The organism is Flavobacterium sp. PLA-DH12 (genome assembly GCF_059511845.1).
Genome location: NZ_JCAMPD010000003.1, coordinates 21,336 through 48,132, shown reverse-complemented (window position 1 = coordinate 48,132; position 26,797 = coordinate 21,336). Strand labels below are relative to the sequence as shown.

Annotated in this window: 27 protein-coding genes and 1 tRNA gene; 12 read left to right on the top strand and 16 right to left on the bottom strand. The window is 33.5% G+C overall.

Annotated elements, in window-relative coordinates:
* Nucleotides 1-66 precede the first annotated feature (66 nt).
* Nucleotides 67-945 carry a PPK2 family polyphosphate kinase gene (locus AC5ZCW_RS06545; RefSeq protein ID WP_496118626.1) on the bottom strand — a complete coding sequence of 293 codons (879 nt, stop codon included), beginning with the start codon at nt 943-945 and terminating at the stop codon, nt 67-69.
* A 93-nt stretch (nt 946-1,038) separates the two neighbouring features.
* On the opposite strand from AC5ZCW_RS06545, the gene AC5ZCW_RS06540 reads away from it, so the two are divergent.
* The 7 genes from AC5ZCW_RS06540 (at nt 1,039) to AC5ZCW_RS06510 (ending at nt 8,044) form a co-directional block, all read left to right on the top strand.
* The gene (locus AC5ZCW_RS06540; protein ID WP_343541210.1) at nt 1,039-1,875 is read left to right on the top strand and encodes a DUF6929 family protein; all 837 of its coding nucleotides are present in this window, start codon (nt 1,039-1,041) and stop codon (nt 1,873-1,875) included.
* 260 nt (nt 1,876-2,135) lie between these two features.
* The gene (locus AC5ZCW_RS06535; protein WP_111289274.1) at nt 2,136-2,636 is read left to right on the top strand and encodes an RNA polymerase sigma factor; all 501 of its coding nucleotides are present in this window, start codon (nt 2,136-2,138) and stop codon (nt 2,634-2,636) included.
* A 2-nt stretch (nt 2,637-2,638) separates the two neighbouring features.
* Nucleotides 2,639-3,604 carry a hypothetical protein gene (locus AC5ZCW_RS06530; protein WP_343541207.1) on the top strand — a complete coding sequence of 322 codons (966 nt, stop codon included), beginning with the start codon at nt 2,639-2,641 and terminating at the stop codon, nt 3,602-3,604.
* Between the two features lie 80 nt (nt 3,605-3,684).
* Nucleotides 3,685-5,844, top strand: a complete 2,160-nt coding sequence (locus AC5ZCW_RS06525; protein WP_343541206.1) for a vWA domain-containing protein — start codon at nt 3,685-3,687, stop codon at nt 5,842-5,844.
* 52 nt (nt 5,845-5,896) lie between these two features.
* Nucleotides 5,897-6,484 carry an LURP-one-related family protein gene (locus AC5ZCW_RS06520; RefSeq protein WP_343541205.1) on the top strand — a complete coding sequence of 196 codons (588 nt, stop codon included), beginning with the start codon at nt 5,897-5,899 and terminating at the stop codon, nt 6,482-6,484.
* Between the two features lie 114 nt (nt 6,485-6,598).
* Nucleotides 6,599-7,315, top strand: a complete 717-nt coding sequence (locus tag AC5ZCW_RS06515) for a 3-ketoacyl-ACP reductase (RefSeq protein WP_496118622.1) — start codon at nt 6,599-6,601, stop codon at nt 7,313-7,315.
* 225 nt (nt 7,316-7,540) lie between these two features.
* Complete coding sequence (locus tag AC5ZCW_RS06510) at nt 7,541-8,044, top strand: hypothetical protein (RefSeq protein WP_496118620.1); 504 nt, start codon at nt 7,541-7,543, stop codon at nt 8,042-8,044.
* A gap of 197 nt (nt 8,045-8,241) precedes the next feature.
* On the opposite strand, the gene mtaB is transcribed toward AC5ZCW_RS06510, so the two are convergent.
* Entirely contained in the window at nt 8,242-9,576 is a 1,335-nt protein-coding gene (gene mtaB, locus AC5ZCW_RS06505; protein WP_496118618.1) for a tRNA (N(6)-L-threonylcarbamoyladenosine(37)-C(2))-methylthiotransferase MtaB, read from the bottom strand.
* A gap of 487 nt (nt 9,577-10,063) precedes the next feature.
* On the opposite strand from mtaB, the gene AC5ZCW_RS06500 reads away from it, so the two are divergent.
* Nucleotides 10,064-10,588 carry a hypothetical protein gene (locus AC5ZCW_RS06500; protein WP_281633656.1) on the top strand — a complete coding sequence of 175 codons (525 nt, stop codon included), beginning with the start codon at nt 10,064-10,066 and terminating at the stop codon, nt 10,586-10,588.
* Nucleotides 10,589-10,655: 67 nt separating this feature from the next.
* Here AC5ZCW_RS06500 and AC5ZCW_RS06495 read toward each other — a convergent pair whose 3' ends face one another.
* The 11 genes from AC5ZCW_RS06495 to hisS form a co-directional block, all read right to left on the bottom strand.
* Nucleotides 10,656-11,186 (bottom strand): GNAT family N-acetyltransferase, encoded by a 531-nt coding sequence (locus AC5ZCW_RS06495; protein ID WP_496118616.1) that lies wholly within the window; start codon nt 11,184-11,186, stop codon nt 10,656-10,658.
* Between the two features lie 6 nt (nt 11,187-11,192).
* Nucleotides 11,193-11,996, bottom strand: coding sequence for a Cof-type HAD-IIB family hydrolase (locus tag AC5ZCW_RS06490; protein WP_496118614.1), 804 nt, complete (start codon nt 11,994-11,996; stop codon nt 11,193-11,195).
* 80 nt (nt 11,997-12,076) lie between these two features.
* Entirely contained in the window at nt 12,077-12,295 is a 219-nt protein-coding gene (locus AC5ZCW_RS06485) for a putative signal transducing protein (RefSeq protein WP_091133675.1), read from the bottom strand.
* Nucleotides 12,296-12,391: 96 nt separating this feature from the next.
* On the bottom strand, nt 12,392-13,051 hold the full coding sequence (locus AC5ZCW_RS06480) for a DEAD/DEAH box helicase (protein ID WP_496118612.1): 660 nt from the start codon (nt 13,049-13,051) through the stop codon (nt 12,392-12,394).
* 103 nt (nt 13,052-13,154) lie between these two features.
* Nucleotides 13,155-14,318 (bottom strand): sigma-54-dependent transcriptional regulator, encoded by a 1,164-nt coding sequence (locus AC5ZCW_RS06475; protein WP_496118610.1) that lies wholly within the window; start codon nt 14,316-14,318, stop codon nt 13,155-13,157.
* Between the two features lie 110 nt (nt 14,319-14,428).
* Entirely contained in the window at nt 14,429-15,745 is a 1,317-nt protein-coding gene (locus AC5ZCW_RS06470) for an ABC transporter permease (protein WP_343541197.1), read from the bottom strand.
* A 70-nt stretch (nt 15,746-15,815) separates the two neighbouring features.
* The gene (locus AC5ZCW_RS06465) at nt 15,816-16,745 is read right to left on the bottom strand and encodes an ABC transporter ATP-binding protein (RefSeq protein ID WP_091133682.1); all 930 of its coding nucleotides are present in this window, start codon (nt 16,743-16,745) and stop codon (nt 15,816-15,818) included.
* A 160-nt stretch (nt 16,746-16,905) separates the two neighbouring features.
* A complete protein-coding gene (gene dnaJ / locus AC5ZCW_RS06460) occupies nt 16,906-18,012 on the bottom strand; it encodes a molecular chaperone DnaJ (protein ID WP_496118607.1) in 1,107 nt (368 codons plus the stop codon).
* 75 nt (nt 18,013-18,087) lie between these two features.
* Nucleotides 18,088-18,666 (bottom strand): nucleotide exchange factor GrpE, encoded by a 579-nt coding sequence (locus AC5ZCW_RS06455; protein WP_177212351.1) that lies wholly within the window; start codon nt 18,664-18,666, stop codon nt 18,088-18,090.
* A 464-nt stretch (nt 18,667-19,130) separates the two neighbouring features.
* Nucleotides 19,131-19,201 (bottom strand) — tRNA-Trp (locus tag AC5ZCW_RS06450).
* A 120-nt stretch (nt 19,202-19,321) separates the two neighbouring features.
* Nucleotides 19,322-20,749, bottom strand: coding sequence for a histidine--tRNA ligase (gene hisS / locus AC5ZCW_RS06445; protein WP_281633663.1), 1,428 nt, complete (start codon nt 20,747-20,749; stop codon nt 19,322-19,324).
* Between the two features lie 239 nt (nt 20,750-20,988).
* On the opposite strand from hisS, the gene AC5ZCW_RS06440 reads away from it, so the two are divergent.
* Nucleotides 20,989-22,233, top strand: a complete 1,245-nt coding sequence (locus AC5ZCW_RS06440) for an ABC transporter permease (RefSeq protein WP_496118605.1) — start codon at nt 20,989-20,991, stop codon at nt 22,231-22,233.
* A 65-nt stretch (nt 22,234-22,298) separates the two neighbouring features.
* Here AC5ZCW_RS06440 and prmC read toward each other — a convergent pair whose 3' ends face one another.
* Both prmC and AC5ZCW_RS06430 read right to left on the bottom strand, forming a co-directional pair.
* Nucleotides 22,299-23,153, bottom strand: a complete 855-nt coding sequence (gene prmC / locus AC5ZCW_RS06435; protein WP_496118603.1) for a peptide chain release factor N(5)-glutamine methyltransferase — start codon at nt 23,151-23,153, stop codon at nt 22,299-22,301.
* A gap of 78 nt (nt 23,154-23,231) precedes the next feature.
* Nucleotides 23,232-23,717, bottom strand: a complete 486-nt coding sequence (locus AC5ZCW_RS06430; RefSeq protein WP_496118601.1) for a GNAT family N-acetyltransferase — start codon at nt 23,715-23,717, stop codon at nt 23,232-23,234.
* A 97-nt stretch (nt 23,718-23,814) separates the two neighbouring features.
* Here AC5ZCW_RS06430 and ribD point away from each other — a divergent pair, with 97 nt between their 5' ends.
* The 3 genes from ribD (at nt 23,815) to AC5ZCW_RS06415 (ending at nt 26,217) form a co-directional block, all read left to right on the top strand.
* The gene (ribD, locus tag AC5ZCW_RS06425) at nt 23,815-24,861 is read left to right on the top strand and encodes a bifunctional diaminohydroxyphosphoribosylaminopyrimidine deaminase/5-amino-6-(5-phosphoribosylamino)uracil reductase RibD (protein ID WP_496118599.1); all 1,047 of its coding nucleotides are present in this window, start codon (nt 23,815-23,817) and stop codon (nt 24,859-24,861) included.
* A complete protein-coding gene (locus AC5ZCW_RS06420; protein ID WP_496118597.1) occupies nt 24,854-25,456 on the top strand; it encodes an HAD family hydrolase in 603 nt (200 codons plus the stop codon). The genes ribD and AC5ZCW_RS06420 overlap by 8 nt, the downstream gene beginning before the upstream one ends.
* A gap of 128 nt (nt 25,457-25,584) precedes the next feature.
* Entirely contained in the window at nt 25,585-26,217 is a 633-nt protein-coding gene (locus AC5ZCW_RS06415; RefSeq protein ID WP_496118595.1) for an IMPACT family protein, read from the top strand.
* 31 nt (nt 26,218-26,248) lie between these two features.
* On the opposite strand, the gene AC5ZCW_RS06410 is transcribed toward AC5ZCW_RS06415, so the two are convergent.
* Nucleotides 26,249-26,653: an acyl-CoA thioesterase gene (locus AC5ZCW_RS06410; RefSeq protein WP_177212343.1), complete on the bottom strand. Its 405-nt coding sequence runs from the start codon at nt 26,651-26,653 to the stop codon at nt 26,249-26,251.
* Nucleotides 26,654-26,797: the final 144 nt, after the last annotated feature.

Below are 26,797 nucleotides of genomic sequence, written 5' to 3'. Positions count from 1 at the left end.
GACAGTTTTTTAAAACTTATCGGGGTCAAAAAATTATCTAATTGACCAATTATCTCAATTATCCAATTACTTCTCTCCTAATTCTTTCTTATACAATTCAATATTTATTGCTGTTTTCTCGTCCAGCTCTGGTTCTTTAATATCCGTATGTTTTTTCATTTCTTCCCAGATAATTTTGGCTACAATATAACGTGACATTTCTTTGTCATCGGCAGGAATAATATACCATGGCGCATGAGGTGTAGAAGTTTTATTGATAGCTTCTTCATAATACTTCATATATTCGTCCCAATAGCCACGTTCTTTCAAATCACCTGGCGAAAATTTCCAATTGTGTTTTTCTTCTTCCAAACGGCGCAACAAACGCTGACGCTGTTCTTCTTTGCTCAAGTGAAGATAGAATTTCATTACTATTGTTCCGTTTTGGCAAATATGTTTTTCAAAATTGTTAATCTGTTCGATTCTGTTTTTCCAAAATTCAGGTGTAATATCATCGACAGAATTAATGTCTGGAAGATTTTCAGCCAGAACATATTCAGGATGCACGCGTGTAACCAAAACATTTTCGTAATGTGTTCTATTAAAAATGGCAAACTTTCCTTTCTCTGGCAAAGCGATATAATGGCGCCATAAATAATCATGCTCCAGCTCTGTAGAAGTTGGTGTTTTGAAACTATGCACTACTACCCCACGCGGATTAAATTCTTTAAAAACTTCTCGAATCAAACTGTCTTTTCCCGAAGTATCCATTCCTTGAAGACAAATCAAAACGCTGTATTTATTGTGCGCATACATTACGTCTTGCAAATCGCTCAATTTGGCTTGAACCTTATCTAGTTTTTCTTCTTTTTCATCGTCATCGGCTTTGATATTCAAAACAGTCGGAATTTCTTTGAGCTTTATTTTATCTACAACTTTAAAATCTTTCGGGTCTATTGATTTCATATCTTTTTCATTTTTTGTCTTATAAATATAGTAATTTTACGAATTCCGATAGCTATCGGAACAGCTATTCATTGCAATAAAAAACAACATTTAATGGAAAAATTCACATTAGAAATATTATTTCAAATTATCGGAATCGGTTCGGCATCGGGATTATTTTACAATAATGACGCACTTTATGTAATTGGCGACAACAGCGGATTCTTATACGAATACAATATGCAGAATCAGCAATTGAATCAGCATGCTTTAGTTGATAATCCTACACAAAATATTCCGAAAAACTTAAAACCCGATTTTGAATCGCTTACACATCATAATGATACGCTTTATGTTTTTGGTTCTGGTTCTACCGAAAACCGAAACAAAATGATTGAGTTTGATATGAAATCAAAAACCGTTTTACAAAAGAACAATTTAGTCGATTTGTATGCCGTAATGCAGAATTTCGGGGAAATAAAACCAGAAGATTTTAATCTGGAAGGCGCTATTTTCGACGGAGAAAACTGGTATTTATTCAATCGAGGAAATGGCATTTCTAACAAAAACACGATTTTTACCATTCACGCTAAAAATCTTGGAGAAGAATTTGCCTTGATTTCTGTCAATTACAAATTGCCAAAAATAAAAGGCGTTCGTTCCAGTTTTACCGATGCTATTTTAGTTGATGATAAAATCTATTTCCTTTCAACTGCCGAAGATACCAAATCGACTTATGACGATGGCGTAATTTTAGGAAGTTTCATTGGAAGAATCGATGTTAAAACGATGAAAATAGATTTCACTCAAAAAATTACGGCAACCAATAAATTTGAAGGTTTAACTTTTTATAAAAAAGAAAACAATAAAATCGAATTTTTGCTTTGCGAGGATAATGATACGGATCTTTTAGAAACGAAGATTTATAAACTGACCTTGCCGATTAAATAAACTTTGTGACTCTCCGTGTAGCTTTGTGAATCTTTGCGAAAGAATTATTACACAGAGATTCTCAAAGGTTTTTCGCAGAGAAACACAAAGTATTTTAATTACGTTTCAACAATAAAACCTTTGCAACTCTGAATCTTTGCAACTCTGAACCTTAAAAATTTTTTTTTTCACCCCTTCCCAACCTTTTTATCTTTTTAACTCTCTATGTAAGAAAGACAACAATTGTGATAAACGAAACTCAAATAGCAAATTGTAAAAAAATGCATCGCGATGCCCAGCGTCAGGTGTACGAATACATGGCGCCAAAGTTGTACCGCCTTTGCAAAAGATATTTAAAAAAGGAGGAAGAGATAGAAGAAGCTTTGGCAGATTCTTTCTTTACTATTTTTACCAAACTTGATCAGTTAAAAGAAGCGTATGCTTTTGAAGCTTGGGCTAGAAGAATAACTGTAAATCATTGTCTGGCCACCATCAGAAAAGCAACCAACTTTAATATGTATCTCGACGACGTAAAGCTGATTTCTCAGCCTTCTGTTGACGAACTAAATACTTTAGAAGAAGAAGATTTACTTAATTTATTAAACCACATTCCAGACGGCTGCAAAACAGTGTTTAACCTTTTTGTTATTGAAGGTTTCTCCCATAAAGAAATAGCCGAAATGCTGAAGATTTCTGAAGGCACCTCAAAATCACAATTGAACGCCGCTAAGACCAAACTGAAAGAACTGGTTAATAAACTGTATTATCAAAAAGCAAAATAGTCATGGACAATCAAGATAAATTATTCGATAAAATAAAAGAAGCTTCGCAAAAAGCCGAGTTTCAAGACTTTCCAGGAATGGAAAAAGTCTGGTCGCGCGTAGAAGAAAAACTGGACAAAAAAGAAGATAAAAAAACAATTGCATTATGGAAAAAAATAGCGGTTGCGGCTTCTCTTCTATTATTACTTTCTTTAGGTTTTCAATTTTTACATTCTGATAAAGAAGCAGTGAAAGAAGCACCAAAAGTAGTTTTGGAAGAAAAAGAAATAGAACAAACTCAAAAACCTGTTTTAATTCAAAAATATGCAACTCCATCTTCAGATTCTGGGATAGTTTCAAACGAAGAAGCGGTTAAAATTTTAGAAAATCAAACTAAAAACAAGCAACGAGTTGCTGTTCAAGAAATAGCAGTTCCACATGCAGAAGCTTTTCATTCTGCTTCGACATCAAAAATTGCGGAAGAAACAACGATGCCTGCTCCAATATTATTAAATGAAACTTTTGATGAAGAAGATAATGTTTCTTCAAAAAAAGAAGCAACTCCAGATATGGGCTATTCAGGTTATTCCCAAAGAGAGTCTGCAAGAGTTGCTTACTCTGCGGCGCCAGCACAAAAAGCAAAAAAAAGCAGTCCTCTTGTAGTTTTAAACGGAAATGCATTGGCACACAGTAATGATACCAAAAAAGACAAAATGATTCAGAATGAGCTTCCGAATCTACAGCCAGAAAATTTAGATTCGCTTGTAGTTCTTGACGAACCTTTGTATATCATTGACGGAATTTACTATTCAGAAAATGATTTATTTGGTAAAAATCCAACAAGTCCGTATGCGCCTTTAGACAAACAAGACATTAAAACCATAACAATTTTACAAGACCTTGAAGCGACCGAAAAATATGGCGAAAAAGGTAAAAAAGGAGTTGTTATAATTACTACTAAAAACGGAAAACCAGCTCCGAAAAAATAATCAGGTCACAACAGAACTTTGTCAAAGTTTGAAACTTTGACAAAGTTAAATTTCAACATTAATTCTTAAAACTTATTATCATGAAAAGTCTAAAACTTATTTCATCAGCCATTGCTATGCTTATATGTTTCGTAAGTATGGCACAAGAAAGGACGATTTCTGGAATCGTTTCAGACGAAAATAAACAACCGCTTCCAGGTGTAACTATTTTCAATCAGAGCACAAAAGCTAGTGTTTATACAAATTTTAATGGACAATACAGCATTCAAGCAAAAATAGGCGATATGCTGGTTTTCAGCTTTATTGGATACAAAAACCAAAGCCAAAAAGTTCAAAATTCAAATATTATCAATATCAAACTTCTACCAGATAATCAGACCTTAAATGAAGTTGTAGTTGTTGGTTATGGAACTTCTGACTCTGAATATGAAGACCGAAATTATGCTCGTGTCGAAAAAAGAAGAGAAAAAAAAGATGCCGACAAAGCACTTAAAGGAAAACTTGTAGCAGTTCAAGTTGCGAGCAATGCTCTTTATATGCCAAGCCCAACTGTTTCTATACGTGCAAATGAATCTGTTTCTCCAAAAAATGAACCTATGTATATTATTGACGGAGTTCCTGCAAAAGCAAATCAAATGGCAAAAATTAATCCGAATGATATTGATAATGTTTCGGTTTTAAAAGATCAAGCAGCAACTTCAATTTATGGAAATAAAGCGTCAAATGGCGTTGTAGTAATTTCAACCAAAAATGAAATCTACAAAAACCTAACAGAAAAAGAATTGGACAAAAGATTAAATATCATTCCAATTCCAACTGAACCAACTCAGGAAGATTATGACACTTTTGTAGAAAATGCTTTCGAAAGTCCAAAAACAGCGCCACTTTCTACCTTTTCTATAGATGTTGACAATGCTTCGTATACGAATATCAGACGTTTTTTAAACAACGGACAACAAGTTCCAAAAGATGCAGTTCGTGTAGAAGAAATGGTGAATTTCTTTAAATATACTTATCCACAGCCAAAAAATGAACATCCGTTTTCTATCAACACAGAAGTGAGCGATTCGCCTTGGAATAAAAACAATAAAATCTTAAAAATTGGTTTACAAGGAAAAAATATTCCAACCAATGATTTACCTGCTTCAAACCTTGTTTTCTTGATCGATGTTTCGGGTTCAATGAGCGACATGAACAAATTGCCTTTATTGAAACAATCTTTAAAAATATTGGTGAACGAATTACGCGCGAAAGACAAAGTTGCCATTGTAGTTTATGCGGGCGCTGCAGGAATGGTTTTACCGCCAACTTCTGGAGATGAGAAAAAAACGATTATCGACGCTTTGGATAAATTACAATCTGGAGGAAGTACAGCTGGAGGAGCAGGAATTGAACTGGCGTATAAAACGGCAACTGAAAATTTCATTAAAGGTGGAAACAATCGTGTAATTCTAGCTACAGACGGAGATTTTAACGTTGGAAGTTCTTCTAATTCTGATATGGAGAAACTAATCGAAGAAAAAAGAAAAACAGGCGTTTTCTTAACTTGTTTGGGTTACGGAATGGGAAATTATAAAGATAGTAAAATGGAAATCTTGGCCGATAAAGGAAACGGGAACTATGCTTATATCGACAACATTCAGGAAGCAAATCGTTTTTTAGGAAAAGAGTTTAAGGGTTCGATGTTTGCTATCGCGAAAGATGTGAAGATTCAGATTGAATTCAATCCAAAACAAGTTCAAGCGTATCGTTTAATTGGTTATGAAAACAGAAAACTGCGTCCAGAAGATTTTAAAAATGATGCAATTGATGCTGGCGAATTAGGAAGCAATCATACCGTAACAGCGTTGTATGAAATTATTCCTGCGGGTGTAAAAAGCGATTATTTAGCAGAACAGCCAGATCCTTTAAAATACACTAAAACCGAAACAAATTCTACAAATTACAGCAATGAATTGGCGACAATCAAATTTCGCTATAAAAAACCTGATGGAGAAAAAAGCATCGAAATGGTTCAGGTAATAGAAAATAAATCGGTGGCTTTGGATAAAGCGAGTGACGATATGAAATTTAGTTCTGCCGTAGCTTGGTTTGGCTTGAAATTGAGAGATTCAAAATTAATTGCCAATAAATCTACTGAAGAAATTGTAAAACTGGCTAAACAAGGAAATTCAAACGACGGCGAAGGCTACAAAGCTGAGTTTATTCGTTTAGTTGAAACTTCCAAACAGTATAATTAATAAATATTGTATTACATTTGCGGCTTTATTTTTAAAACTTTTTTACACACGTATGAATCCTATTTTAAGCCAAAATCTATTTTTAGTAAAAGAACATATTGGAATGTTCAAAGCTGCAAACAATTACGATATCTATCATCCAGAAAATAATCAAATCATCATGAACTGCCGAGAAAACAATCTTGGTTTCTTTACAAAAGTATTTCGTTTTACAGATTACAAAAGAGCAACTCCATTTAATGTTGAAATTACAACTGCTTCTGGCGACAAATTAATTACCGTAAGAAGAGGTGTTGCCATCTTTAGATCGACTGTTGAAGTTTTGGACGAAAAAGATCGTTTGATTGGAACTTTCAAACAAAAATTCTTCTCAATTGGAGGAAAGTTTGACATTTTGGACAAAAACGAAAAACCAGTCGCAACGCTTCAAGGAAAATGGACCGGTTGGGATTTTAAATTCTCTCATGAAAACAAACAATTGGCTCAAGTAAGTAAAAAATGGGCAGGATTAGGAAAAGAGTTTTTTACAAGTGCCGATAATTATGTTCTTCAGATTGAAGATACAATTGCTGCTGATAGTCCGTTGAGACAGTTAATTTTAGGAGCCGTAATGTGTATTGACATGGTTCTGAAAGAATAGCAAAAAGTTGTTAAACTTAGATTAAGAATACCTTTTAAAGCATCATTTTAGTTTTCAAAACCTTATTTTTGTAAGACTTAAAATGATGCTTTCTGCATTTCTAAAAACACAATCATGACCGACTTAAAAAATAAAAACGCCTTTATTACAGGCGCAGGAAAAGGAATAGGAAAAGCTGTGGCAATTGCTTTGGCAAAGGAAGGTGTAAACCTGATTTTGGTTTCAAGAACTCAAAACGATGTTGATGAGCTGGCTGCAGAAACTGCTAAACTTGGCGTAAAAACTTTGGCTTTGTCTGCAGATGTTTCTGATATCAATTCTATAAATGCTGCTGCTGAAAAAGCAATCGCAGAATTTAAAAGTATCGACATCTTAATTAATAGCGCCGGAATTGCTTCTTTTGGAAAATTCTTAGAATTGGAACCAGAAGCTTGGGAAAGAATTATTCAAGTAAATTTAATGGGAACATATTACACAACCCGTGCGATAATTCCAAACATGATCGAAAGACAAACTGGCGATATCATTAATATTTCATCTACTGCTGGATTAAACGGAAACGCTCTAACAAGTGCTTACAGCGCTTCAAAATTTGCCGTTTTAGGTTTAACAGATTCTTTGATGCAAGAAATGAGAAAACACAACATTCGCGTTACCGCTTTAACTCCAAGCACAGTTGCCACTGACATGGCAAAAGATCTAAATTTAACTGACGGAAACCCGGAAAAAGTAATGCAATCTGAAGATATGGCAGATTTAATTATTGCTCAATTAAAACTAAACCGAAGAGTCTTTATTAAGAATAGCAGTATTTGGTCTACTAATCCTTAAAAATTAAATTCCAAATTTTTGAAATTCCAAATTCCAATCTCAAAGCAATTGGAATTTGGAATTTAAATATTGGAATTTAAAATATTAAAGCCTTCAAAAGAAATCTGACCAACTTTGTCAAAGTTTAAAACTTTGACAAAGTTCTAACCAATCCTAAACTTAAAATTTAAATTTCAACTGCAATTGGAATTTGGAATTTAAGTATTGGATTTTTAAAAAAATACAATGGAACAATATTTAAGACAATTGGTCGAAATAGAATTTCAGGATAAAAAAGAAATTTTCAGCGGATTTTTAATTGATTATTCTGATGATTGGATTTTGCTTCGAAATAATCCAGTAGATTTTGTTTTGGATGGTTTTGTTATTTTGAGAAATAAAAACATTGAAGCTGTAAATAGAGATCATGATCTGGCCTTTACAGAAAAAGTAATTCGTTTGAAAGGCTTAAAAATCAATTCTGATGATATTATCCCAATCAAAGATTTAGCTTCAATTATTGATTATGTTTCAAAAAAATATGGCATTTTTCAAATCGCCAAAAAATCATCTAAATCTGCTTATTTAGGAAAACTAATAAAATTGAATGACGAAGAGTTGACAATTGATTTTCTAGACACAAAAGGTCAGTTTGGAGGAGAATTAGATTTTAATCCCGAAAAAATTCGAGTTATAGAATTTGATACCGATTACATTAATTCTTTGAAATTGGTTATTGGTGATAATTGATTTTATTACCGCAGAGATACACCAAGATTTCGCAGAGATTCGCGAAGAAGTATAATAAAAAAAGCTCTTTTATGAATTAAAAGAGCTTTCTTGTTTTTTTATGTTTGTGCACACACTACAACGCGTCTCTTCGACATCGCAATTTTAAATCAACTTTGTGTATCTTTGCGAAATCTTGGTGTATCTCTGTGAAATAATTAAGCTTCCGCCAGTTTATTCAAAAACTCCAAACGCACACTTCCATCTTCATCAATTTTAGTTAAGTTGATTTCTTGCAAAGTGTTTACCAATTCTGGATTCCAAGGTGTTTTTACTTTTACGTAGTTCTCTGTAAATCCATGAATGTATCCTTCTTTATTTTCACTTTCAAAAAGTACCGTTCTATTTGTTCCTAACTGGCTTTCATAAAAAGCTCGACGCTTTTTAACCGATAAGCCACGAAGCATTTTACTGCGTTTTGCTCTCACATTTGAAGGAACAACTCCTGGCATATCTACCGCTTCAGTATTATCTCTTTCTGAGTATGTAAATACGTGTAAATATGAAATATCCAATTCGTTTAAGAAATGATAAGTTTCCAAAAAGTGTTCATCTGTTTCTCCAGGGAAACCAACAATAACATCAACACCAATACAAGCATGAGGCATTACTTCGCGAATTTTATTGACACGGTCAATATAGACTTCGCGTAAATAACGACGTTTCATTAATTTCAAAATATCATTGCTTCCTGATTGCAATGGAATATGAAAATGCGGAACAAAAGTGCGGCTTTTCGATACGAATTCAATTGTTTCATTTTTCAATAAATTCGGTTCGATTGATGAAATTCTCAAACGTTCGATTCCTTCTACTTTATCTAAAGCTTGTACTAGATCCAGAAAAGTATGTTCGTGTTTTTTGTTTCCGAACTCCCCTTTTCCGTAATCTCCAATATTTACACCTGTTAAAACAATTTCGCGGATATTTTGAGCCGAAATTTCTTTGGCATTTTTCAATACATTTTCTAAAGCATCACTTCTAGAAATTCCACGAGCCAACGGAATAGTACAATATGTACATTTATAATCGCAACCGTCTTGAACTTTTAAAAATGCTCTAGTACGATCTCCAATAGAATAACTTCCTACGTAGAAATCGGCTTCGGCAATTTCACATGAGTGAACTTCACCCATATCGTTTTTACTCAAATCATGAATATAGTCGGTGATTTTGAATTTTTCTGTAGCTCCCAAAACCAAATCAACCCCATCAACCGCGGCTAATTCTTCTGGTTTTAATTGAGCATAACAGCCAACAGCAGCAACAAAAGCTTTATCATTTAGCTTCATTGCTTTCTTAACTACCTGCTTAAATTGCTTATCTGCATTTTCTGTTACAGAGCAAGTATTAATGACATAAATATCTGCTATTTCTTCAAAATCAACGCGGTCAAAACCTTCGTCATTAAAATTTCTGGCAATTGTAGAAGTCTCTGAAAAATTCAGTTTACAACCCAGCGTATAAAAGGCAACTTTCTTTCTATTTTCCATAATCTGTCTTAAATTAATGAAATCGTTGTCAAAAAATTTAAGGCTGCAAATTTACAAACAATATTCATCAAAAGAAAGCAATTAATGGACTTCCAATCAATAATTTGCGCTAACGTTAATTTAGAAACATTAAAAAACTTAATTTTTTTATTTTATTTTTAAAAAAGTAAAAGCCTGCATTTTTTCAGATTTTGGCTTTCAAATAAGAATAAAATGACAAAATAATCGACCAAACGCAAATTTTATCGATTAAATACGTTTTTTTCTGTTTTAAATTCAAAATTTCTTACATTTACCATTGTTATGAATCGAGTTGCCAATAAATTCATATTAAAGAATTTTAGTACCCTTTAATTAATTTAATAATAATTCAGTCATAACAATTTTGAATTTTACTCGTTATGTTGTTGTTTTGTGTTACAAAATGAAATGGGAAAGCCGAAAACCAAAGAGAGTAGGCAACAATTATAATAACAAATACCACTTTATGAAAGCATTTTTACCCACAATCTGCTTGATGTTCTTAACCATTTTTAGTTCGCAAGCGCAAACTAATGCTCCAGCTGCAAATGCAAATCCATTTCCTTCTATTAGCACATTAACATCTTGGGCAAGCTTAAACTCTCAGCAGCAATTTGACGTTGCTATTCGTGCTGTTGGTTTTAAATTTGAAGTAAAAGAACCAGGTGAAGGATCTACAGCTTATACCTACATTCGTAAAGTAACTGTTAACGAAGTAAATTATACCGATAGAATTGTGTACAGAATTACAAATAACAATTCTGCAAGTATTATTTCGTTAGTAACTGCTTCTACTGATTTGGTTAGCTTATACACACCACAATTGGCAAGTTTTAAAAACAACAACTGTAAAACAGAAATGTCTAAAGACAAAAATACAACTTGCAGCTGTTACGAAAGTGCAAATTTTGCAATCGATCTTTGCGACGAGCGTGTAAAATTAACTATGGGTGACGGAAATAAATATTTTGTTTCTGTAGCTAAAAAATAATTATAACTCTGATTTGTTTCCAAATCTTTACTGACTTTTAAGTATGTAAAGATTTGGAATGCATTTCTTAGTTTGAGTTTGGATTTTTAAGTTCGTACCAAACTTCTAATTCTTCTTGATATTCGAAAGAGTTCACAAAATGGAAACCTAGTTTTTCTAAAATCTTTCTAGAATTTTCGTTTCCAGCATCTGCAAAAGCATAAAGCACTTCTACTTTCATTTCATTAAAAGCATGATCAATAAAAGCTTTTCCTGCTTCAGTTGCATAACCTTTTCCCCAATGCTTTTCGATAAAACGATATCCTAGCTCATAAAAGTTTTTGTGATTATTGATTTCATCTATAATAAATTTAATTCCAGACCAGCCAATAAATTCGTTTGTTTCTTTCAAAACAACAGCCCAACGTCCTGTTCCTAGATCTTTGTATTGTTTCTGAACAAATTTGATATATTCAATACTTTCATCAATATGTTTTACGGGTCTGTTGCCAACAAACAAATGCACATTAGGATTAGAATCCAATTCGAACATTCCATCAGCATCAGAAAGTTCTAATTCCCGTAAAAGCAAACGTTCCGTTTCAATTGGTTTTTTCATTTTAGTTTAGTTTAAAATATAACGTGTTATTACCTCAGCAACACCATCATCATTATTTGAAGCTACGATTAAATCGGCTTTATCACGCAATTCTGGTGTCACATTATCAACCCAAACTCCTAAACCAGCATATTCTATCATGGTCAAGTCATTTCCTGCGTTTCCAACTGCGATAATTTCACTTTGATGAATTCCTAGCTTTTCAGCTAAAAGTTTCAAACTCGCCGCTTTATCAATGCCTTGCTGAGCCCCTTCTAAGAAAAATGGTTTAGACATCGAAACACTTAAATGTGGCATTGCCTCCATTAAATCTTTTTCTAAGGTTTTTAAATGAGTTGGATCTTGCAACAAAATACATTTAACTGCCGGTCTGTCTACATAATCTTTAAAGCTTGAAACTTTATGATGCGCCATTCCGGTAATTTCTTTTTCGACTTCTATAAACTCAGAATCTGTTTCGCTAATTATCTCATCATCCAAGTATGTGATAATATGTGCATTATTCTTTACACTATAATCATAAAGGGCATGAATTTGCTCTACAGTCAGCTTTTGTTCAAACAAAACCAAATCGTCTTTGACACGGCTAATTATTGCTCCATTAAACGAAATCATATACGAATCGTTTTTATCCAATTCCAACTCCTTTGCATAAGCTGTCATTGCTGTAGTTGGTCTTCCAGAAGCCAAAACAACATAAACGCCTTTTGCTTGTGCTTCTAATATTACTTTTTTATTTAAATCTGAAATTCTATGATCGTCTGTCAACAAGGTGTCATCCATGTCGAGCACTAACATTTTGTATTGCATTTTTTTTAGTTTGCAGTTTGCTGTCGCAGTTTCCAGTCACAGTTCCACACTGAAAACTGAAAACTGCGACTGAATACTTTTTAAAGGCTCATTCTAAATTCTTCAATAACCGGATTTGCTTTGGCAAAATCGGTTTCTTGTATAAAAACCTCAACAGCCAAATCTGTCTGGCCAAAACCTCCTAAACGAGCCGATTGAATATTATCTTTTTTTACTGTTTCTACTCCAGCTTCTTCTAATCTTTCCTGTAAAGCAATTGCTAATACTTCACTTCCAGAAAATACTTTCATTAATCCCATAGCGTTTTATTTTTTTATTCTATTAATTTCTAAATCAAAAAATCCCGCTTTTCAGTTACTGAGACTGAAAACCGGGACTGAAAACTTTATTGTAAATTATTCTTCTTCAATATCGTCTTCGTCTTCATCAAGCTCTTCTCCGTCTTCGTCCATATCAAACAAATAAGGTTCAACCATGATTTTATCTGCCAAAATTTCGACACGTTCTGTTAAAGTTTCGGCAAAAATCAAACGTTGTGTTTTGGCAATGCTATTTGAGATACGCATAATTTTAGGTTCATGACGTAACTTCAAAATCGGATCTGCATCATCTAGAATAAACATTTTTAGACGATTTACGTTATATCCTGCCGTACTAAACATATCGTTTAATTTGGTCGGTGTTCCAATCAAAACATCAATCCCAGTAGAAACATAATTTTTATCGTAATCCATGTCGCCTTTTTCGTTTACGCCATAAATTTCCAAATTGGTATATTTTCCATATTTCTCAAAAAGTTCAACCATTTCTAAAACCTTTGCTTTGTCTTCAACAATGATTAAAGCGCGAGGAGATTCTTCCGTTTTACCAGCCAATTGCTGAATAACATTTAAAACAATTGCTGTTGTTTTTCCACTTCCTTTTGGAGAAATAATCACACAATCTGCACCGCTTTTTATCGTTGAAAAAGTTTCCAGCTGCAAAGCATTAGCTTCTGTTAAACCATTTTCAATTAAGGCGTCTTGTAATTTCTCGTTTATTTTTTTTAGTTTCATTTTTTTTTGAGCTTTAAGCTTTAAGCTATACGCTGTAAGCAAAAATTATTTAGTTTCTATAAAAGCTTAAAGCCTAAAGCTTATAGCCTAAAGCGCGAAGCATTTATTTGCTTGCGAACATTTTCACATCTGTTTCAGATATTTCGTTTCCACCTAAAATGATTAATCTCTCGACCACATTTCGCAGTTCACGGATATTTCCTGTCCAATCGTATTCCTGTAATAAATTTATAGCTTGCGCAGAAAATGATTTTACCGCATTTCCTTGCTCTGAAGCAATTTTTTCGGCAAAATGCGAAATCAAAGCAGGAATATCGTCACGTCTTTCATTCAATGGCGGAACTTTTATCAAAATTACAGCTAGACGATGATATAAATCTTCACGGAAACGACCTTCGGCAATTTCTGTTTTTAAATCTTTATTGGTTGCAGCAACGACACGAACATCGACTTTTATATCTTTATCGGCACCAACTCTGGTAATCATATTCTCTTGAAGCGCGCGCAAAACTTTGGCTTGCGCCGAAAGACTCATGTCTCCAATTTCATCCAAGAAAATAGTTCCTTTGTCAGCAGCTTCAAATTTCCCGGCACGATCTTTCACTGCCGATGTAAAGGCACCTTTTACGTGTCCGAATAATTCGCTTTCGATCAACTCACTTGGAATCGCCGCGCAATTTACTTCGATTAAAGGAAAACCAGCACGCTCACTTTTTTCATGTAGTTGATGCGCTACTAATTCTTTTCCCGTTCCGTTTGGTCCAGTAATCAAAACTCTGGCTTCCGTTGGAGCCACTTTATCGATCATTACTTTGATATGATTGATTGATTCGCTATCACCAATCATTTCGTAATTTTTACTGACTTTTTTCTTTAGGATTTTATTTTCAACTACTAATTGTTTTTTATCTAAAGCATTACGAACTGTATTTAGCAAACGATTCAAATCTGGCGGTTTCGAAATGTAATCAAAAGCCCCCAAACGCATAGTCTGAATTGCAGTTTCCATGTCGCCATGCCCCGAAATCATTACCATCGGGATTTCTGGTTTTATTTTTTTTACTTCTTCTAAAACCTCAACACCGTCCATTTTTGGCATTTTGATATCACACAAAACCAAATCGTAATCGTTGTTTTTTATTTTTTCAAGTCCAGCAACTCCATCTTCGGCTTCATCAACCTGATAGGTATCATTTTCTTCTGATAATATCTTTACCAAAACTCTTCTGATCGCTGCTTCGTCTTCGACAATTAGTATTTTACTCATTTTTTTTAAGGTTCTGAGGTTCTAAGATACTAAGGTTCTGAGGTTACTTATTACGAAGCTAAAAAAATCTTAGCATCTCAGCACCTTAGTATCTTAGCACCTTTAAAAAATTAATATTTTAGCCACTTATACAATTCCTTCCACGTTGGTTTTTTGCCGTACATTAAAATACCTATTCGGTAAATTTTGGCTGCGAACCAGACAACAAGGAAGAATGAAGCAAACAATAATGATACCGAAATTGCAATTTGCCACCACGGCACACCAAACGGAATACGCATTAACATAACTATTGGCGATGTAAGCGGAATCATCGAAAATACAACGGCAACAGTTCCGTGAGGATCATTTACTACAGTAAAAAATCCGATATAAACACTCAAAATCAGAGGCATTAAAATTGGCAATAAAAACTGCTGAGAATCGGTCTGATTGTCAACCGCTGCTCCAATTGCCGCATAAAATGAGCTATATAAAAAATATCCTCCAATAAAATAAATTACAAAACCAATTATAATGCTTGCAATTGGCAGATTCCATAATTCTGCAATATACATTTGCGCAGAACCTGAAAATTGATGTTGAGCCGTTTGCATCATCTCTGGTGAAATTCTTGCTGTCGGTCCAACATTTACTCCAAAAAATGCCGAAGCTGCAAACATTAATCCTAAACCAATTATAGCCCAAATTATAAATTGCAGGATTCCAGCTAGTGAAGTTCCAACAATTTTTCCAATCATAAGCTGAAACGGCTTTACAGATGAAATAATAATCTCTATAATTCGATTTGTTTTCTCTTCGATTACGCTTCGCATTACCATGTTTCCATAGATGATAATGAACATCATAATTAAATAGCCAAAGGCACCGCCAATTCCGATTTTAATTTCGTTTAAACCTTTTAAGCTTTCCTCTCCAGAAGCCTTAACCAAATGAATATTGACATTTGACTGTGCTTTCTGAATCGCCACAGTATCCAATTTTTCTTCTTCCAGATTTAGTTTCGTGATTTTACTAGCAATAATATCCTGCGTGTTTTCAATAAAAGAAATACTCGGACTATTATTAGAAATAAATTCGATTTTACTTTCTAAATCTTTTCTGTTTTTTGTTTTCGGAATAACAATTAATCCATTGAAATTCTCCTTTGTAATACTGTCTTTTAAAGCGTTCACTTCAATTTCGGACAGATTTACATATTTAAATTCGGCTCCTTTTTTATTTTCTTTTAAAAAATCTGAAACAAAAATTCCAGTTTCGTCATGAATGGCAATTCTTTTTGTCTCTGCTTTCATAGAACTTAAATAGCCAATAAAAACAGCTATAGCTACAAATAAAAGCGGACTCAAAAATGTCATGACAACAAAAGATTTATTGCGGACTTTAGCAATAAATTCTCTTTTTATAATCAACGAGATGATGCTCATAAATAATTAATTTTCAAATTTTAAATTCCAATTTACAAGCTTGGAATTTGGAATTTCTATATTGGAATTTTTAAATTTTGTTTTCAGTAACCGTTTGGATAAAAATATCGTTTATGCTCGGAATTTTTTCAACGAAATGTGTTACTTGTCCACGCTGTGTTAAAACATTCAATAATTCGTTTGGACTTGCGTTTCCAATCTGAATATTTAATTTTAAATCATCATTTAAAGATTTAAAACTAGCAGGCGAAACCGTAAATTTCTGAGTGATATCATACATCAAACCTTCAACATTATTAGTCAAAATTCCGACTTCAAAACTGTTTGTTCTAAATTGGCGTTTTACATCGACAACTTTTCCTTCTATCAGTTTATTTGATTTATGAATTAAAGCAATATTCTCGCATAATTCTTCTACACTTTCCATTCGGTGTGTCGAAAAAATAATGGTAGAACCTTGTTCTTTTAATGCCAGAATTTCGTCTTTAATTATGTTAGCATTTACAGGATCAAATCCAGAAAACGGTTCATCTAGAATCAAAAGTTTTGGTTTATGCAAAACACAAACCACAAACTGAATTTTCTGCGCCATTCCTTTAGAAAGCTCTTGGATTTTTTTATTCCACCATCCCTGAATCCCCAAACGATCAAACCAATAGTCTAACTGTTTTTTGGCTTCGGCTTTAGAAAGACCTTTCATCTGAGCCAGATAAAGACATTGCTCACCTACTTTCATTGAGCTGTACAAACCACGTTCTTCTGGCAGATAGCCAATTGTCTGCACATGTTTTGGCTGTAATTTTTCTCCATCCAAAATTACTTCACCACTGTCAGGCATTGTAATTTGGTTTATGATTCTGATAAGGGAAGTTTTTCCTGCTCCATTCGGACCTAAAAGTCCATATATACTGCCTTTAGGCACATTTAATGAAACTTCGTTAAGTGCTACATAGTCGCCATATTTTTTTATGACTTTATGTACTTCAAGTAAGTTACTCATGTTATTTTTAAGGATTTACTGCGTCACTTTACTCATTACGGTTCAGCGACTGTAAAAGTAAATAATTAGTAGCGAATCTGTGTCATATTACGCAAAAAACCCATTCTATTTTATGCTAGAATGGGTTTTTATTATTTATAACATTTAAAAAAAGTTCAGATTAAGAGAACATGTCTTTTACTTTTTCAAAAAATGATTTTTCAGACTTTTCTGGACTTGGAGTAAAATGCTCGTTATTTAAAGCATTTTCAAAGAATTGTTTTTGTTCTTTGTTTAATGTTTTTGGGGTCCAAACATTTACGTGAACCAATAAATCTCCGCTTCCGTAACCATTTAAACTTGGAATACCTTTTCCTTTTAATCTTAAAATTTTTCCAGACTGAATTCCTTCTTCTAGTTTAATGCGAACTTTTCCGTTGATTGCTTCAATATCTTTAGAAGCTCCTAAAACTGCTTCAGGGAAACTGATGTACAAATCGTAGTGAACATTCTCTCCTTCACGCTTCAAGAATTCGTGCTCGACTTCTTCAATCGCAACAATTAAATCTCCTGGAATACTGTTTCCTGGCGCATCGTTACCTTTGTTGGCAACTTTTAACTGCATTCCGTCAACAACTCCAGCAGGAATTTTGATTGATACTGTTTCGTCTTCCTGAACCATTCCTTGAGCATCTGCCTCAGAAGGTTTTTTATCTAAAATCTGGCCAGAACCTCCACAAGTAGGACAAGTAGATGCAGATTGCATTCTTCCCAAAATGGTATTTGTTACTCGCATTACCTGACCTTGCCCGTTACAAGTGGTACAAGTTTTATAAGTAACGCCTTTTGCCTGAACTTTACGTTTTACTTTTACTTTTTTCTCAACTCCATTTGCAATTTCTTCTAAAGTAAGTTTAACTTTAATTCGAAGATTGCTTCCTTTCGCACGGCGAGGGCCTCCGCCTCCGCCACCGAAACCTCCAAATCCGCCACCAAAAATATCACCAAATTGGCTGAAAATGTCATCCATGTTCATACCTCCGTGACCGCCAAATCCGCCAGAACCATCAAATGCTTGATGACCGTATTGATCGTATTTCGCTTTTTTCTGCGGATCACTTAAAACTTCATAAGCTTCTGCCGCTAATTTGAAGTTTTCTTCTGCCTCTTTGTCGCCTGGGTTTTTATCAGGGTGGTATTTAAGCGCACTTTTTCTGTAAGCTTTTTTAATTTCAGCAGCATCAGCATTTTTTGAAATGCCTAGTATTTCGTAAAAATCTTTTTTCATAATTTAGGTTAAATTCTAAATCTAAAACTCCAATCTCCAATCTTTAAAAATTGAATTTCAGAATCTTAATTGCTTTTAGTTTCCAACTACAACTTTAGGGTAACGAATAATTTTCTCTCCTAACTTGTATCCTTTTTCAATTACATCTACAACTTTCCCTTTTAATTTATCAGATGGTGCTGGAATTTGGGTAATTGCTTCAGCAATATCAGCGTTGAAAGCATCTCCTGCCTGAATTTCAACTTGCTCTAAGCCTTTAGAAACTAAAGTACTTTTCAGTTTTTCATGAATTAGCTCAACGCCTTTTTTCAAGTTTTCATCTTCAGATTTGTTGATCTCTATAGCGGCTCTATCAAAATCATCTAAAACTGGGAGCATAGCCAATAAAACTTCTTGGTTTGCCGTTTTAAATAATTCAAGACGCTCTTTTGAAGTTCTTTTTTTGTAATTTTCAAATTCAGCAAATAATCTCAAAAACTTATCTTTTTCGTGAGCCAAGTCTTTAGCTAATTGCTCCTCAACACTTAATTCTTCAACAATTAACTGCTCTCCGTTGGCATTGTTCTCTAACGTTACATCGTCTAATTCCTGATCGAATTCTGTATTTTCCGTAGTCATATTACTTTTATTTTTAAAAATATTCTTAAACTTCATTTTTTATTTCTTTCTGTTGGATTGCAAAAGTACTGCCAAATCTTATAAAATGTCAAATTGTCACTTTATTAATTTTGAGGCGTTTAAAAAACGTTCGCAAGCTAGAAAAATTTATTATAATTTTAAGACTATTACGTTTTAGTTTATCTTATCTTTGAGTCCAATAAAACACAAATTATTACCACCAAAAATTGAATTTAAGGGTTGGCTTAGGCCTCTAAATAATTATTAATTCAAGTTTACCTTATATTAAAAAAAAGCTTCGTCTTACAGAGACGAAGCTTTTTTTATACTTTTTTTCCATTAAAAAATAAATCGTAGCCTGTTGAGCGAAGAATTTACCGCAAAGAACGCTAAGTTTTTTTGTTCTTGAAACTCACAAAAAAAGTTCACAAAGCTTTTATTATATAGCTTCGTGAACTTTTAAAATCTTTGCGCTCTTTGTTATAAAAAACTTTTTTTTGCACGGGCGGAGGGATTCGAACCCCCATCAACGGTTTTGGAGACCGCTATTCTACCCTTGAACTACGCCCGTAACTTAAGGTTGGCAAATTAAGAGTTTTTTTTCTTCTCTGGCAACTATTTTGCGAAGAGATTTTAAAAGAAATCCCTTTAAATCTGCGGAATCTTAAACAAAAACCTTAACCCCAAACAGTTAAGCCTGCAAAGCTTTTTTCAATCCTTCGAAGTCTACAGAAACCTGTTCTCCTGTCACTAAATTTTTAAGCGTATATGAATTCGAATTAATTTCCTGATCTCCAACCAATACTGCAAAAGGAATTAAACGTTTATCTGCATATTGAAATTGCTTACCAACTTTTACATTATCTGGATACAGCTCTACTTTTATGTTTTCTTTTCTTAATTTCTGAATTGCTTTTGAAGCATACAAAGCTTCTTTGTCTCCAAAATTCAAGAATATTGCTTTCGAAGTAGCGGCAACAGTTTCTGGGAATAATTGTAATTCCTCAAGAACTAAATAAATTCTATCCAATCCAAAAGAGATTCCAACACCACTCATATTTTTCAAACCGAAAATACCCGTCAAATCGTCGTATCTTCCGCCACCGCCAATAGAACCCATAGCTACAGTTTTTGGTGCTGCAACTTCAAAAATAGCTCCAGTATAATAATTTAAACCACGAGCTAATGTCACGTCTAAATCTAAGGTTGCGGTTGACAAACCTAAATCAGCCACATTGTCGCAAATAAATTTTAATTCTTCAACTCCTTTCATTCCTTCTTCAGAAGAAGACAATAAGTCCGAAAGTTGCGCAATTTTGTCCGCAAAAGTTCCTGAAAAACTGAAAAGCGGCTGTACTTTTACCAACGCTTCTTCAGAAATTCCTTTTTCGATCATTTCTTTTTTAACGCCATCTTCTCCAATTTTATCTAGTTTATCAAGCGCAACGGTAAAATCAATCAATTTATCTGAAGCACCAATTACCTCAGCAATTCCAGATAAGATTTTCCTGTTATTGATTTTAATTGTAACGCCTTCTAAACCTAAAGAAGTAAAAACAGTATCATATAATTGAACCAATTCAACTTCCTGCCACAGCGATTTTGAACCAACAACATCGGCATCACATTGAAAGAATTCTCTAAAACGTCCTTTTTGCGGATTATCAGCTCTCCAAACTGGCTGAATTTGGTATCTCTTAAAAGGAAACTCAATTTCACTTTGATGCTGCACAACATATCTTGCAAACGGAACGGTCAAATCGTAACGCAACGCTTTCTCAGAAATTTTTCCTGTGAATTTATTCAACTCAATTCTTTGCTCTAAAGTTATTTTTTCAGCAGAATTCAACTGTAATTCTTCGATTGATTCTGGCAACTCAATTTTACTTTTATTGTAGAAAAAATTACCTGAATTTAAAATTTTAAAAATCAAACGATCTCCTTCTTCTCCATATTTCCCCATTAAGGTATCTGAATTTTCAAACGAAGGCGTTTCAATTGGCTGAAAACCAAATTTTTCAAAATTCGCTTTTATAGTCTGAATAATATATTGACGTTTTGACACCTCAGCTGGTGAAAAATCTCTTGTTCCTTTTGGTATACTTGGTTTTGAAGCCATCTTTTTTATTTTAGATTATTGATTTTAGATTTTAGATTTCTTTTGAAACTTAAATTCAAAAACCTTTAAAATTAATTTATTTATGTTTTTTTTGATTGTTGGCGCTTTAGACTTTCGCCATTATAACTTTCCAACTTTCGACTTAATTTAAGTCTGCAAATATCTTACTTTTTAAAATAAATAATAACACTTCGAAAACAAACTTGTAACAAAAACCGTATTTTCGTGACAAATTGGTTATGATGCTAAAATTATTTAAAGAAAATATCCGAATTGCTTTTGGTTCTATCAAAACACAAATTCTGCGTACTATTCTTACCGTTTTAATTATTGCTATCGGTATTACCGCTTTGGTTGGCATCCTTACAGTAGTTTCTGCTTTAGAAAATACAATTTCTACCGATTTTGCTTCTATGGGAGCCAATACTTTTAATATTAATCAATACGAGAATAAAGTCCGTAACCGAGGAGGAAAAGAGCGTGAAGTAATCAATCCTATTATTTCGTATCCTGAAGCGGTTGCTTTCAAAAACAAATACAAATATCCATTTACCGAAACTTCTTTATCTTTTACTGCCACTACAACTGCCGAAGTAAAATATCTGGGAGAAAAAACAGATCCTGAAATTACAATTGTTGGCGTTGATGAGCATTTTATTACCAATTCGGGACTAGAGACAAGCTTAGGAAGAAGTTTTAATCAGTTTGATATCGAAAACAATACCTATTCTTGCATTGTAGGTTCTGATTTTGAAAAAGGACTTTTGAAAGATATAAATCCTATTGACAAAGTAATTTCTATTCGTGGCGCACGATTTAAAGTAATTGGCGTTCTGAAAGAAAAGGGATCAACATTTGGAAACAGTCAAGATTTACGTGTTTTAATCCCAATTCAGGTTGCGAGATCTTTATTCACAGCTCCAAACATCAATTATACAATTAGCGTAATGGTTTCTAAAAAAGAAGTTTTAGATCAAGCTATAGATAATGCGACAAGCACTATGCGAAGAGTCCGTAAACTAAGTCCGGTACGTGATAATAATTTTGGCGTGGTTCGAAGCGATGATTTAATAAACCGTATTCTAAACATAACTCAATATCTAGGAATAGCAGCGTGGACTATTTCTGTAATCACCATTTTAGGATCGTCTATTGCTCTAATGAATATTATGATTGTTTCGGTTACAGAACGCACCCGCGAAATTGGTGTCCGTAAAGCTTTAGGAGCAAAAAGATCAACTGTTGCTTTTCAGTTTTTTATCGAAACTTTATTAATCGGACAAATTGGAGGTTTGGTCGGAATCGTTTTGGGAATCTTACTTGGTTTTGCTATTGCAACAGCCATGAGTTTTGTGTTTGTGATTCCGTGGATGGCGATTTTTGCCGCTTTTGGAACCAGTTTTTGTGTTGCACTGGTTTCTGGACTATACCCCGCCATTAAAGCATCAAAATTAGATCCTATTGAGGCTTTACGATATGAATAATTTTAGTTTTCAGTCTCAGTTTTCAATTATTACTGAGACTGAAAACTGAGACTGAGACTGAAAACCTAAACATTGCCTTTCAGCATGCGATCATTATCGTAGATATCTTTTCGCAATTCAATATTATTATAATTCATATTTTCTAATAAATCAATCATTTCTTTTCCGAGATACTGATTGATTTCGAAATATAATTTTCCTTTTTCAAGAAGTGCCTTTTTTGCCAATGAAGCAATTTTTCTGTAGAAAATCAAAGCGTCGTTATCTTCAACAAAAAGAGCCAAATGAGGTTCGTAGTCCAAAACATTTTTCTTGATTTCTTTTTTTTCCAAATTTCGAACATAAGGCGGATTAGAAACAATGATATCAAACTGGCATCTTAATTCTTCTTCTTTTAAAATATCCAGCATCACAAAAGTCACATCAACATTATTCTTTACCGCATTTCTTTTGGCCGTTTCGATTGCTTTTTTAGAAACATCAATAGCAACAACTTCCGCATTTGGAAGGTTTTTTGCCAAAGAAATAGCAATACAGCCACTACCCGTTCCGATATCAAGTATTCTTATTTTTTTTGACTTTTCTGGACTCGCATTTTCGTTAATAATCCATTCGACCAATTCTTCTGTTTCTGGTCTAGGAATTAAAACATTTTCATTTACTTCAAAATCCAAACCATAAAAATTGGTCTTTCCAAGCAAATACTGGATCGGAACTTCTTGCTTCAATTGCTTTAACAATTCATCCCAAATTATAAAATCGTTTCCTTCAAAAGTCAATTCGTGATTTAGTGCCAGATCAATCTGGCGAAGTTTGTGTTTCTCTTCGAGAATTAAATAAAAAAAACTCTCCGCTTCGTACGCATCGTAAAAAGGTGATAATTCTTTGATAAATTGAGTGCGGTACTGTTTAATTTTCATTTTATTTTTTGAACATTATGTCACCAGCCAAAACTGATCTTTTAAATAAGTCTCCTTGAACCAAATTTGTTACAACAATTACAATACTTTTAGCATCCAAACCGGACAAGAATTATGTCCAGTACAACCTAATGGTTCATCTAAATATTCAAAACCAGATTTTCTGTACAGCTTTTGTGCGGCATGCATAAATGGCATTGTTTCGATGTAACATTTTTCAAACCCAAAAGTTTTTGCTTGCTCTAAGCATTTTTCCATCAATTTGGCTCCAATTCCTAAACCGCGAGTTTTTGGCAAAAAATACATTTTCTGCAATTCACAGATTCTCGGATCTCCATTTTCTAAAGGCGCGATTCCTGCACATCCTACAACTTCACCCTCACTTTCCACCACAAAATACATTGATTTTACTTTGCTATACTCTTCAAACATTAAATCCAAATATGGATCTTCGTAAGCCGTTCCGACTTTTGGTATTTCCATTTCGTCGAAAACTGATCTAATTAAACTTGCAACTGACTGATTATCTTCTTTTTCAATTGCTCGTATAAGCCAATTTACCATTTTTTTTATTCTAAATCATTATAAACACAAAAGTAAATATACTTTTTCTATAGTTTCTTAACTTAGTCATAAACTCAAAAATAATTACTTTTGCACTGTGAATATACATGAAAAATATATAAAACGCTGTATTGAACTGGCACAAAATGGGCTTGGATCAACTTATCCGAATCCAATGGTCGGAAGCGTGATCGTTTACGACAACAAAATTATCGGCGAAGGCTGGCATAAAAAGGCTGGAGAACCACATGCAGAGGTAAATGCAGTGCGATCTGTAAAAGATAAATCGCTGCTGAAAAAAGCTACAATTTATGTAAGCTTGGAGCCTTGCAGTCATTTTGGAAAAACACCTCCTTGTTGCGATTTGATTATCGCAAATCAAATTCCGAATGTGGTTGTCGGCACAGTTGACCCAAATGAAAAAGTGGCCGGAAAAGGTATTTTGAAATTAATTGAAGCAGGTGTCAATGTCACGGTTGGAGTTTTAGAAGATGAATGTAACGAACTAAATAAGCGCTTTTTTACTTTTCATCAAAAAAAGAGGCCTTACATTATTCTAAAATGGGCAGAAAGTCAAGATGGATTTCTAGCTCCTGAAAAAGTCAGCAACCAAGATCGAAAACCTATCTGGATTACCAATCAATATTCTAGACAGTTAGTACACAAATGGCGAACAGAAGAACAAGCTATTTTAGTTGGAACACAAACCGTTGTTGATGACAATCCAAAATTAAATGCTAGAGATTGGGCTGGAAACAATCCGGTTCGAGTAGTCATAGATCAAAACAATAGAATTGATGAAAACAGTTTTATTTTTGATGATTCTGTGAAAACTTTTATTTTTTCTAAAAAATCAAAACCATCAAAAGAAAACACTCAATTTGAAGTAATTGATTTTAGCAAAAATATCATTTCTCAGCTATTGGATGTTTTATATCAAAATCAAATTCAATCCATAATAATTGAAGGCGGAAGGCAAACCCTCCAATCCTTTATCGATGAAAACCTTTGGGATGAGGCTAGAATTTTTGTTGGAAAAACGAATTTTCTAAATGGAACAAAAGCGCCAATTATTACAAGAAAAAACACCACAAAGACTAACATATTAAGCGACGAACTAATACAAATTAGAAATTATGATTGATGCTATAATTTTTGACTTTGGAGACATTTTTATCAATTTAGATAAACCTGCCACAATTTCTGGTTTACAAAAATTAGGAATGAAAGAATGGAACAACGAACTGGATCAGTTAAATCTCTCTTTTGAAACAGGATCTATTTCGCCAGAAGATTTTATTGGTGGTTTCCAAAAACAATTACCGAATGCTTCAAAAGAAGAAATTTTAAAAGCATGGAATGCTGTTTTGACAGATTTTCCTTTTTATCGTTTGGAATTTCTTCAGGAGTTATCAAAAAAATATCGCTTGTTTTTGTTAAGCAATACCGATTCTATACATATTAACACATTTGAAGAAAAGAGCGGTGTTTCTTTCTACCAAGATTTTTACAATTGTTTTGAGAAGGTTTATTTTTCTTTTGATATCGGAATGAGAAAACCAGATCCGAAAATTTATCAGTTTGTCCTTGAACAAAATAATCTCATTGCAGAAAACACTTTGTTTGTAGACGATAAAACAGAAAATACTGACAGCGCTGCATCTCTAGGAATTAAAGTTTGGAACCTTCAAGTTGGCAAAGAAGATGTTGTTGATCTATTTACCAAAGGATTATTGTAACACACATTCTAGTAAAAAATATTTAGCCACAGATTAAAAGGATTAAAAAGATTTCTTTTTTGCTTTTTTAAAAGAAAATCTGTGAGAATCTTTTTAATCTGTGGCTAAAAAAACTTAAACCCTTACAATTGGAAATTAACGACACTTATCAAACTATTGCAACTGCATCTGAAGAAATACTGTTTAAAGAAAAAGGCAGTAAATTCTTTGGCTACGCTTTTCCTATAGATCATGAAGACGAAGTAAAACCCATAATAGAAGACCTTAAAAAACAACATCCGCATGCGGTGCATTATTGCTATGCCTACCAATTGGGCATTGGAAATAAAATTTCGTATCGAGCCAATGATGATGGCGAACCTAGCAATACTGCGGGAGCACCAATTTATGGCCAAATACAATCTTTTGGAGTTACAAACGTTCTTGTTGTTGTGGTTCGAATTTTTGGAGGAGTAAAATTAGGCGTTGGCGGTTTAATTGCTGCATATCGAACAACGGCACAACAGACTATAGAAGTTTGCGAAATAGTGGAAAAGACAATCGATGTCGAATTCTTAATTTCTTTTGATTACAAAAACATGAATAAAGTGATGCGCGTTATCAAAGAAAAGAAATTAGAAATCGTATCTCAAGAAATGGAAATGGATGAAATTTCTGGATTGCCAATTGGCAAAATTGTAACAAAAACGCGAAAAAAAAATGCCGAAACAGTGTTCAGCATTTTTGATTTAATGTTCGAAATCGATATTAAATTAGTATAATTTAACATCAAAATCCTATTCGTTTTAACAATTATTCAAGTGATTTAAATATTTCTAAAATGTACTCTGGAGGAGCTGTTGGACGACCCGTTTTTAACGCAACAAATACTAAAATAAACGTAGCTGTTGTTAATAACTCATTTGCCTCATTGTAGATTGCGCAGTCAAATTCGATCTTTACAGAAGAGTGACTTTTAAAAGTCGTGTGAATTGTCAAAAGTTCGTCGTATCTCGCCGATTTTTTGTAATTGATATTCATGTTGACAATTGGAAGACCAATTCCGCTTTCTTCCATGCTTTTATACGAAACCCCTTTATTTCTAAGCCATTCCACGCGTCCAATCTCAAAATAAGGCACATAATTTCCGTGATAAACAACTCCCATTTGGTCAGTTTCTGAGTAACGAACTCGTACTTGAGTCTGATGATTTTTCATTTATAAAATATTAAAAAATTTCGAATTTAAAAAGCCACATTACAACTTTTTTTTATAAAATTAGATACCAAAATATTTTTTTTTACAGAAATTTGTTCACATATTTGTTATCCCGAAATACGGAATAAAATTGCTCCTTTTTTA